The organism is Nocardia sp. NRRL S-836, from assembly GCF_001279525.1.
Classification (GTDB): domain Bacteria; phylum Actinomycetota; class Actinomycetes; order Mycobacteriales; family Pseudonocardiaceae; genus Lentzea.
Genome location: NZ_LGDY01000122.1, coordinates 61,871 through 71,237 on the forward strand (window position 1 = coordinate 61,871; position 9,367 = coordinate 71,237).

Below are 9,367 nucleotides of genomic sequence, written 5' to 3' on the forward strand. Positions count from 1 at the left end.
AAGTGTGAACTTCTACCGGGGCGGCAGCTGAGCTTGCCCGCCGTTCAACTGCTTGTGCGTGCGCTGCACGCCATTCAGCGCCGCGAGACCGCTGCCGCCGGCGATCAGCGCACCGATGACGTCGGCGCTGAGGGTGTCACCGTTGGTGATCAACAACCCGATCACCGCACCCGCGGTGGTGATGATGGCGGTCTTCCAGCGCGCGCGGACGAACTGCGCGACAGGTGCTCCGGCGGCGCCCTTCTTGCCGGCGGCCGAACCGAGCATGCCCAGGTATGCGTCGTGTGCCAAGGCGGCGAGCAGGCCGGCGATGGCGATGAGTGCGGCGATGAGGCCCATGCCTCCAGTGTGCCCCCAGATTTTTTCGGTGGACCATCCGTGATCGCCCTGATATCGAGTGGCGTGGACATGTTCTGGCACGACGACTGCCTTGAGCACGACGCCGGCGAGGGCCTGTGGGAGCTGCCCGGCTCCTGGCCGTGGCTGGACGTCGCCGAGCCGCACCCGGAGAACGCGGCACGGTTGCGCACGTTCCGGCACGCGCTGACGCACGGCCCGGTGGCCGGGCACCTGAAGTGGCACGAGGGCCGCCATGCGTCCGTCGACGAGCTTCTGCGCGTGCACACCGCTGAGCACCTGGACTCGTTGCGCGTGTCCGCGCGTGTGCCGCTGGAGGTGAACACGGTCGTCGGGCCGGAGACGTGGGGCGCGGTGTGCGCGGCGGCAGGGACGTCGCTGGCCGCCTTGGAGTCCGGTGCCCCGCTGGCGTACGCGCTGGTGCGGCCGCCCGGTCACCACGCGCAGCCGTCGATGGCGGACGGCTACTGCTTCGTGAACAACGCCGCACTGGTGGCCGAGACCGCGCGCCGTCAGGGGATGCGGGTCGCGGTGCTGGACTGGGACGTCCACCACGGCAACGGCACCCAGGAGGTGTTCTACGACCGCCCGGACGTGCTGACGATCTCGGTGCACATGCGGCACGGCGCGTGGGGCCCGAACCATCCGCAGACGGGCGCGCCCTCGGAGGTGGGCGCCGACGGCCGGAACGTGAACATCGAGCTGTCGCTGGGCGCGGGCGACACGGCGTACCTGCGCGCGTTGGACGAGATCGCGCTCCCGTTGCTGCGCGACTTCGCACCGGACCTGCTGGTGTGCGCGTCCGGGTTCGACGGGTCGGCGTTCGACCCGAACGGCCGGCACAACCTCACCGCCGCCGGGTACCGGGAAATCGGGCGGCGGGTGGCCTCGTTCGGAGCGCGGGTGGTGCTCACCCAGGAGGGCGGCTACCTGCGCGGGTACAGCGCGTTGTGCCTGCACGCGCTGGTGGAAGGCCTGTTGCTGCTGCCGGAGCCGTTGCTGGCGGACCCACTGGCCTACGTGCCGGACGACAGTCAGCTGGTGGACGCCGACTTCGCGCGGGTGCTCGCGGCCCTGCGGCCTTTTTGGCCCGGCGTCCTGTGACGCCGGGCCGGTGGCGTCCTACCTGCCGAGCGGGCCGCGGCCCATCTTGAGCAGGGTCAGCGCGAGGTCCTTGCCCTCGGGGCCCAGCGGCTTGTAGCGGTTGAGCACGTCGATCTCGCGGTTGTGCACGATCTTCGTGCCGCCGGCCGCCATCCGGGCCGCGCCGATGATCTTGGAGATCTCGACCCTGCGCTGGATCAGCCGCAGTATCTCGGCGTCCAGGTGGTCGATCTCCTCGCGCAGCTCGTTGATGTCGGGTGCGGTGGTGGATTCCATCGTGGTGACCTCTCGACTCTTCGAGTCCTGGCCCGGAAGCAGCGAAGCCCCGGGGTCCGAGGACTCCGGGGCTTCGTGGTGGCTTTGTCAGCGCTGGACGACCACGGGAGCCGGAGTCCGGATCCCGTAGAAAAACTCGAAGAACGTCGCGCGCACGGTCCCAGTGTTGCACAGGAGCGGTGGCCGGTGCCAAGAGCGGGCTCAGCAGGTGGGACGTCCCGTACGGAGGTTCTTCTCGAACACATGGTCGGGCGGTGCCGATTTCGTCGGTGCCGCCCGGTACCGTGGATGAACGATGAGCGCCTTGTTCGACTTGCCCTCAAGTCCCCCCGTCTCCCGCGCGGGCCACCTGCTCGACGACCTGAACCCCGCGCAGCGCCGTGCCGTGGAGCACGCCGGCTCGCCCCTGCTCGTGGTGGCGGGCGCCGGCTCCGGCAAGACGCGCGTCCTCACCAGGCGGATCGCGTACCTGCTCGCGGAACGCGACGTGCACCCCGGCCAGATCATGGCCATCACGTTCACGAACAAGGCCGCCGCGGAGATGAAGGAGCGCGTCGCCGACATGGTGGGCGCGCGCGCCCGTTCGATGTGGGTGTCGACGTTCCACTCGATGTGCGTGCGGGTCATGCGCCGTGAGGCCAAGACGCTGGGCATGTCGTCCAACTTCTCGATCTACGACAGCGACGACACGCGCCGGCTCATCACGCTCGTCGCCCGTGATCTGGACCTGGACCCGAAGAAGTACGCGGCGCGCACGCTGGCCGTGCACGTCTCGAACCTCAAGAACGAGCTGATCGACCCGGAGACGGCGACCGCGCAGGCGACGAACGACCTGGAGCGCCGCGTCGCCGAGGTCTACACCGTCTACCAGCGGCGGCTGCGCGAGTCGAACTCGCTGGACTTCGACGACCTGATCATGAAGACGGTCGAGCTGCTGCAGACGTTCCCGGACGTGGCCGAGCACTACCGCCGCCGCTTCCGGCACGTGCTGGTGGACGAGTACCAGGACACCAACCACGCCCAGTACACGCTGGTCCGCGAGCTGGTCGGCAAGGCGGGCGGAGAGCTGCCCCCCGCGGAGCTGTGCGTGGTGGGCGACGCGGACCAGTCGATCTACGCGTTCCGCGGCGCCACGATCCGCAACATCGTGGAGTTCGAGCGCGACTACCCGGACGCCACCACGATCCTGCTGGAGCAGAACTACCGCTCCACGCAGAACATCCTGACGGCGGCGAACGCCGTCATCTCGCGCAACCCGAACCGCCGCGACAAGACGTTGTGGAGCGACCTCGGCGAGGGCGAGAAGATCGTCGGCTACGTCGCGGACAACGAGCACGACGAGGCCGCGTTCGTGGCCAACGAGATCGACCGGCTGGTCGACGGCGGCGAGGTCAACAACTCCGAGATCGCCGTCTTCTACCGCACGAACAACCAGTCGCGCGTGTTCGAGGAGATCTTCATCCGCCTCGGCCTGCCGTACCGGGTCGTCGGTGGTGTGCGCTTCTACGAGCGCCGCGAGGTCCGTGACGCGCTGGCCTACCTGCGGACCCTGGCCAACCCCGAGGACACGGTGTCGTTGCGCCGCATCCTCAACGTGCCGAAGCGCGGCATCGGCGACCGTGCCGAGGCCTGCGTCTCCGCCTACGCCGAACGCGAGCGCATCAGCTTCGCCGCGGCGTTGCGCGAGGCCGTCCACGACCGCGTGCCGATGCTGAACCCGCGCTCCCGCAACGCGATCGCCGGGTTCGTGGAGCTGATGGACTCGCTGGGGGAGATGGTCGCGCGCGAGGACGACGTGGCCGACATCCTGGAAGCGGTGCTGGAGCAGACCGGCTACCGCACCGAGCTGGAGGCCAGCGAGGACCCGCAGGACCACACCCGCGTCGAGAACCTCAACGAGCTCGTCACGGTGGCACGCGAGTTCACCGAGCTGGAGCTGCCCGAGGGCGCGGAGCCCGTTCCCTCGCTGCCGGCGTTCCTGGAGCGCGTGTCCCTGGTCGCCGACGCCGACTCGATCCCCGACGCCGAGTCCGACGGCGTGGTCACCCTCATGACCATCCACACCGCCAAGGGCCTCGAATACCCGGTCGTCTTCTCCACCGGCTGGGAGGACGGCGTCTTCCCGCACATGCGGGCCCTGGGCGACCCCGCCGAGCTGGCCGAGGAACGCCGCCTGGCCTACGTCGGCATCACCCGCGCCCAGCGCCGCCTGTACCTCTCCCGCGCCCTGGTCCGCTCGGCCTGGGGCCAGCCCTCGGCCAACCCGGCCTCGCGCTTCCTCGGCGAGATCCCCCAGGACCTCGTCGACTGGCGCCGCGTCGAACCCTCGCGCGCCGCCCCCACCGCCGCCACGACCTGGGGCCGTTCCGCCTCGGGCAGCATCGCCTCCCGCGGCCTGTCCCGCCCCGCCCCCGGCAAGGCGGGCTGGAAGGACGCCCCGGCGATGAAGCTGGAGGTGGGCGACCGCGTCACCCACGACAAGTACGGCCTCGGCCGCGTCGTGGCCGTCGACGGCGCCGGCCTGCGCGCCACCGCCACCATCGACTTCGGCGGCTCGGGCACCGTGCGCCTGATGCTCATCGGCAGCGTGCCGATGACGAAGCTCTGAACTCTGCCTCCAGCCCCGTCGACCGCCTCGGTCGACGGGGCTGTTCGCTGTCCTGACTCCGGCCACCGCCCCCAGGCCGTCACCCGTCCGTGTCTGCTCAACCCTCGCGAACCCGACCCTCGGCACGCGTCTGACCTGCGGCTTGATGCTCGCTTGACCAAATTCACAGCAATTCCGGGAATTCGCGCAACGACCCGCAACCCCGTGCGTCTATGTGGGTGTCGCAAGCAGCACAGCCATCGGGACGTTCGGGGCGATCCGGGGCAGCAGGAGCAGCTCGCGCACGAAGGGGAGCGAAGGGACGGCGGGGGCCTAACTTCGCGGCGAAGGTGCGGCCGGACCGAACGGGAGAGCGGTCCGGCCGTGCCGTTTCCGCAGTTCAGGTGCTGTGGATCCGAAATTGTCAGACCTGCTGAGCACAATCGACCGCATGAGGAACTCGACCCGGCGGGAGTGCTCGCGGTGGATCACGTACTTGCTCAGGTTCTACGCGAACGTGTGTTCGGCGATCTCACGAGGCTTGAGGCCGGCGCAAGCGGGAACCCAGGGTCGACGGCGATGCTCGTCGACGCCTGGCGCGTGCTGCTCGAGCTCCACGAGACGACGGAGAGCGGGGCCTGCCGGGCGTGCGGGCCGCGGTGGCGCAGGCGCATGTGCTCGGTCTGGCGGGTGGCGGTCGTCTACTTCGTGCGGCACGAGCGCGGCTACAGCGGCGCTTGAGGCTCCTGTGGCCCCTGGGGCGCGTGGAGTGACCCGTACCACCCCAGGAGCTGGCTCAAACGCGAAAAGCCGCGCAGAAAGCTACTGGGCCGTAGTTCAGCAGACGACGAACAACTCAGACCGTGACACCGCGGGCGTTGAGCCAGGTGAGCGGGTTGATCTTCTGGCCGCCCGGCTCCCAGACCTCGAAGTGGAGGTGCGGGCCGGTGGAGAAGCCGCGGTTGCCCATGTGGGCGATCATCTGGCCGGCCTTGACGCGCTGGCCCTCGCTGACGACGTAGTCGTTGACGTGGCCGTAGACGGTGATGGTGCCGTCGGCGTGCTGGACGCGGACCCAGAGGCCGAAGCCGGAGGCGGGGCCCGCCTCGAGGATCACGCCGTCCGCGGCGGCCAGGATCGGGGTGCCGATGGGGCCCGCGATGTCGATGCCGAGGTGCATGGTGCCCCAGCGGCCGCCGTAGCCGGAGGTGAACTCACCGGCGGCGGGGCGGACGAACTTGGGGCGCTTCTTCTCGGCCTCCGCGGCCTCGCGCTGCGTGGTGAGCTGCTGGCTGCGCAGGAGCTTGGCGGCCTCGGCGGAACCCTCGGACGTGGTCTTGGAGACCGCGAGGATCTGCGGCGCGGAGGCGGTGTCACCGCCCATGCCGTCGAAGGTGGCGGCGCCGCCCGCGTGGTTGGCGAGCTGGACGTCGTTGCTGTCGTCCGCGGCGGCCTGCAGGGTCTGACCTGCGCCTGCCGCGGCGAAAGCGCCTACCGCGACGGCGGCGACGACGATGCGTCCGCGAAGCGCCGACGGCGGCGGGGGGAGCCGGTGGGTGCCGGTGGTGCGCGTGGAGGCACGGTCGACTGCCTCGTCAAGCGCAGCACTGCGTTCATGGCCGCCGGGGGAGCGGTGGTGACTCAAAGCTTGCCCTTCCGCCTTCGGGGAGCCTGGTCGGGCGGACTGCCGGGCGGGGGATTCCCGGTGAGTCAGATTTCGGGGTTCTGACTCGGTGTCCTTCTGTGACCAGACCGTGACAACGGACCGGGGGACAGTAACGGCGCCGAGCGCCGGAGGGCAAACCCCAGTTCGTTACGTCGACCGAACGGGCGGCGACCTTGTGGTTTCAACTGTCAACTGTGACCTTCGGTCACGCCGGGCGCGCGACACGCCTCATTGCCAGCGGCGATGGGGTGAGTTGACTCGTCATCCATACGGGTGATGGCGGTAACAACGACATGAAGCGTTCTCGTGTCAACCGGGAGGGAAAGGTGACCTGAATCACGTATCTGGTGCTCTTCGACGAGCAACGAGGGGTGCTCCAGTCGGGCGTTGCGCTGCGGGACGATGACCTGGTCCATCTCCGACCAGACGACCACGAAGCGCGTGCGGCAGGGCCGGCAGGGCTCGGCGAGCTCGGTGAGCAGTTCCGAACCGGGCCGCAGCTGCTTGGTCAGCGGGGTCGGCAGTAAGTAGGCGGCGAGGGTGCCGTTGTGCGGGGTCCCGAGGGTCACGAGCGTGCGAACGCGTGAGTCGCCGTGCAGTCGTTGCACGTAATACCTGGCGATGAGCCCGCCGAGTGAATGGCCGACGACGTGCACCTGATCGGACCCGGTCTGCTCGCAGATCCGCTCGATGTGCGCGCCGAGCAGTGCGGCCGAACGCCGGACGTCGCCGGTCAGGGCGGTCAGCACGCTGTAGTTGATGGCGTGCACCACCCCGAAGCCCCGCCTCCGCAGCGCCCCCGACAGCACCGCGAAGGCGGAGCGGTTGTCCCCGATGCCGTGCACCAACACGATCGGGGTGCCCGCCGCGTCCATCGCCGAAACCACCAGGCCGCGCTGGCGGGGAGGCAGGCCGTCGGTGCGGTAGTGCCGGAAGTGGCCGTCCGGGCGCAGCTGCTCGGCGACGGCGCCCCACGGGTAGAGCACGGCGTGAGCGGTCAGCCAGGCGGCTTCCATCGCGGCGCCGCGCAGACCACCCGGTGTGGCCAGCGCGCGCAACGCGACCTTGGCCTCTTCGGCGATGTCGCGGGCGGTGTGCACACCCCAGCCGGCGTGGTCGAGAACGGCGTCGGTGAGACGCCCCATCCACGACCGGCCGTTGTCACCCATGTGAGCGACGGTAAGTGATGATCTCACCGGAACGGGGTACCCAGCGGTCGTTTTCCACAAGCGAACGAACTTCGTCTCAGCAGGCCTCGTTCACCTGCGTGAACAGGCGCGGCCGCTCGTCCGCTGAGCTGCACGGTCACGATCACCGCCCAGGGCGTCGCCGCAGCGGTGCGGTGGTGTCTTGCTAGGTTCGCCCGCGATGACTCGAACCGAGCTCGAGAACCAGACATCGGCGGTCACCCGGCTGCGCGTCGCGTGGGGCCTCGCCGCGGCGGGAGCCCTTCTCCTGACGGTGGGGCCGTTGCTCGGCGTCGTCGACGGCGCCGCACCGGCGTACACGTCGTGGCCGCTGCTGGCGGTGCTCGCACTGCTGCCTCCCGCGCTCGCGGGTGCGTTGTGGCTGCGCGGCCGTCCGTTCGTCGCGGCCGCGGTGCTGGCGGCGGTGGGCGCGTTCGCTCCCGGACGGCTGCTCGGCGACCTGCAGATCATCGGCCACACGATGACCGTGGGCCGCCCGGAGCTGTTCCGGCCGTCCGGACTCGTGGCGCCGCCGACCGGGACGGGACTCTGGCTGCTCGTGCTCGGCCACGTGCTGGTGCTCGCCGGCGGCGTGCTCGCGGCAGGACGCGCAGGCGTGCCCTCCGACGAGGAGGACACCCCGCGCCAGCTCGCGGTCTTCCTCCCGGTCGCCGCCCTGGCCGCGATCGCGCTGCTGGGCGAGCCGTTCAGCTCGACGGACGTGTACCTGCTGCCGCGCAGCCCGTGGGACCTGCCGGTGCTCGGCCTGATCGGCGGCCTGCTGCTGGCCGCGGCCGCTCCGCTGGTCGCCGCGCTCACCGGCAGCTCGCCGGACCCGGACACGCGCCGCGGCGGCATGCTCGGCGTGGCACTCGGCCTCGCCGCGGTGGCCGCACCCTCGCTGGCGGCGGGCCTGTTCGCGGACGCGCTCGGCGTCACCTGGGCCCCGGTCGTCGCACTGCTCGCGGCGGCGGTGCTGGTGGCGCTGTCGTTCCGCAGCGCGCGCACGGACGAGAAGGACCAGGCGGCGGAAGAGATCGTCCTGCCCGCCCTGCACCGCCTGCACGCGGCAACGGGCGTGTTCGCCGTCCTGGCCGCCGCGGCCGCCGTCGTGGGCGCCATCGCTCCACAGGTCGTGGTCGACGGCGAGGAGCCGGTCTTCTACGCGGCCCGGCTGCTGTGGCCAACCGGCCTGGCACTCGCCGTGCTGGGACTGCTGATGTTCGTGCGCACCGCCGCAGGCACGGCACGCCCCGCGCTGGTCTACGCGGTCTACGCGACGCTCGTCGCCTCGGTCTTCAGCGTGCAGACGGTGAGCCTGGCCAGCCAGTCCGGCCTGGCCGAACCCGCGCCCGGCTTCTGGGTGATGTCCGCGGTCTACCCGCTCGGCCTGGTGGCGCTGGTCTGCGCGGCCGTAGCGGGCGGCGCCGAACGCGAGAACGCCGACCAGCGCAAACCCGGCCACGTACCGCTCGCCGAACTGGGCGCGACCCTGCTGGCCGGCCTGTTCGCCATCGGCGCCTTCGCACTGCCGACGATGAAGGCCACCGGCTACACCCCACCCGACCTGGTCGGCAACTACGACCCGATCGTCTCGACCACCCTCGTCGCCGCCCTGCTCCTCCTGCTCGCCGCCCTGTTCCTCGCACTGCGCTCCCGCCCCCAACGCGGCGCGCCACTGCTGGCCGGCGCAGCCCTGCTCGTCGGCGTCCGCGCCCTGGAACTGCCCCTGACCGGCGCCCGCGTCGAGGGCACGACCGCAGCGCCCGGCACGTGGCTGGCCCTCGCCTCCGTGGTCGCACTCCTGGTGGCGGCAGGTTCGATGGCGGCCCGCGCAAGCCGCTGACCAGCCCTTCGACACCGCCTGACCCCGGCACGGCCCCAGCTCGGCGCGTCTCGGGGACGGGACAACTCGGCATAGGCCCAGGACAGCTCAACTTGGGCACGCCCCGGCTTGGGCGCGCCCCGGCACCACTCAGGTTCGGCGCCGCTCGGGACAGGTCGACACGGCTTGGGCACGAAGGCCGGCACGACTCCGCTCAGCTCGACTGACTCGGCTCTTGGGACGGGTCGCCCTCTGTGGTGGTCGTCCTGCCCGCGCTGCTCTGCCCGCGCTGCTCTGCCCGCGCTGCTCTGCCCGCGCTGCTCTGCCCGCGCTGCTCTGCCCGCGCTGCTCTGCCCGCGCTGCTC

The 9,367-nt window shown here is 70.9% G+C and carries 8 protein-coding genes; 4 read left to right on the forward strand and 4 right to left on the reverse strand.

Annotated features, from left to right (window positions below; translation table 11 throughout):
* Positions 1-12 precede the first annotated feature (12 nt).
* On the reverse strand, positions 13-339 hold the full coding sequence (locus tag ADL03_RS32190; RefSeq protein ID WP_053737356.1) for a hypothetical protein: 327 nt from the start codon (positions 337-339) through the stop codon (positions 13-15).
* A 39-nt stretch (positions 340-378) separates the two neighbouring features.
* Here ADL03_RS32190 and ADL03_RS32195 point away from each other — a divergent pair, with 39 nt between their 5' ends.
* Positions 379-1,461, forward strand: coding sequence for a hypothetical protein (locus ADL03_RS32195; protein ID WP_197288827.1), 1,083 nt, complete (start codon positions 379-381; stop codon positions 1,459-1,461).
* A gap of 18 nt (positions 1,462-1,479) precedes the next feature.
* Here the strand turns inward: ADL03_RS32195 and ADL03_RS32200 are convergent, their stop codons facing one another.
* Positions 1,480-1,779: a chorismate mutase gene (locus tag ADL03_RS32200; protein WP_255353436.1), complete on the reverse strand. Its 300-nt coding sequence runs from the start codon at positions 1,777-1,779 to the stop codon at positions 1,480-1,482.
* Positions 1,780-2,032: 253 nt separating this feature from the next.
* Between ADL03_RS32200 and pcrA the strand changes: the two genes are divergently transcribed.
* Positions 2,033-4,345, forward strand: coding sequence for a DNA helicase PcrA (gene pcrA / locus ADL03_RS32205; RefSeq protein WP_053737358.1), 2,313 nt, complete (start codon positions 2,033-2,035; stop codon positions 4,343-4,345).
* A 558-nt stretch (positions 4,346-4,903) separates the two neighbouring features.
* Positions 4,904-5,065: a hypothetical protein gene (locus tag ADL03_RS32210; RefSeq protein ID WP_157529529.1), complete on the forward strand. Its 162-nt coding sequence runs from the start codon at positions 4,904-4,906 to the stop codon at positions 5,063-5,065.
* 115 nt (positions 5,066-5,180) lie between these two features.
* On the opposite strand, the gene ADL03_RS32215 is transcribed toward ADL03_RS32210, so the two are convergent.
* Together ADL03_RS32215 and ADL03_RS32220 are read right to left on the reverse strand one after the other, a co-directional pair.
* Positions 5,181-5,969: a M23 family metallopeptidase gene (locus ADL03_RS32215; RefSeq protein ID WP_082373651.1), complete on the reverse strand. Its 789-nt coding sequence runs from the start codon at positions 5,967-5,969 to the stop codon at positions 5,181-5,183.
* Between the two features lie 209 nt (positions 5,970-6,178).
* Positions 6,179-7,159 (reverse strand): triacylglycerol lipase, encoded by a 981-nt coding sequence (locus ADL03_RS32220; protein WP_197288828.1) that lies wholly within the window; start codon positions 7,157-7,159, stop codon positions 6,179-6,181.
* A gap of 199 nt (positions 7,160-7,358) precedes the next feature.
* On the opposite strand from ADL03_RS32220, the gene ADL03_RS32225 reads away from it, so the two are divergent.
* Positions 7,359-9,023: a hypothetical protein gene (locus ADL03_RS32225; protein ID WP_053737360.1), complete on the forward strand. Its 1,665-nt coding sequence runs from the start codon at positions 7,359-7,361 to the stop codon at positions 9,021-9,023.
* Positions 9,024-9,367: the final 344 nt, after the last annotated feature.

Bases quoted from the DNA above. Each gene is read 5' to 3' on its own strand.
- ADL03_RS32190 (WP_053737356.1), bottom strand. From the start codon at position 339: ATGGGCCTCATCGCCGCACTCATCGCCATCGCCGGCCTGCTCGCCGCC.
- pcrA (WP_053737358.1), top strand. From the start codon at position 2,033: ATGAGCGCCTTGTTCGACTTGCCCTCAAGTCCCCCCGTCTCCCGCGCG.
- ADL03_RS32210 (WP_157529529.1), top strand. From the start codon at position 4,904: ATGCTCGTCGACGCCTGGCGCGTGCTGCTCGAGCTCCACGAGACGACG.
- ADL03_RS32220 (WP_197288828.1), bottom strand. From the start codon at position 7,159: ATGGGTGACAACGGCCGGTCGTGGATGGGGCGTCTCACCGACGCCGTT.
- ADL03_RS32225 (WP_053737360.1), top strand. From the start codon at position 7,359: ATGACTCGAACCGAGCTCGAGAACCAGACATCGGCGGTCACCCGGCTG.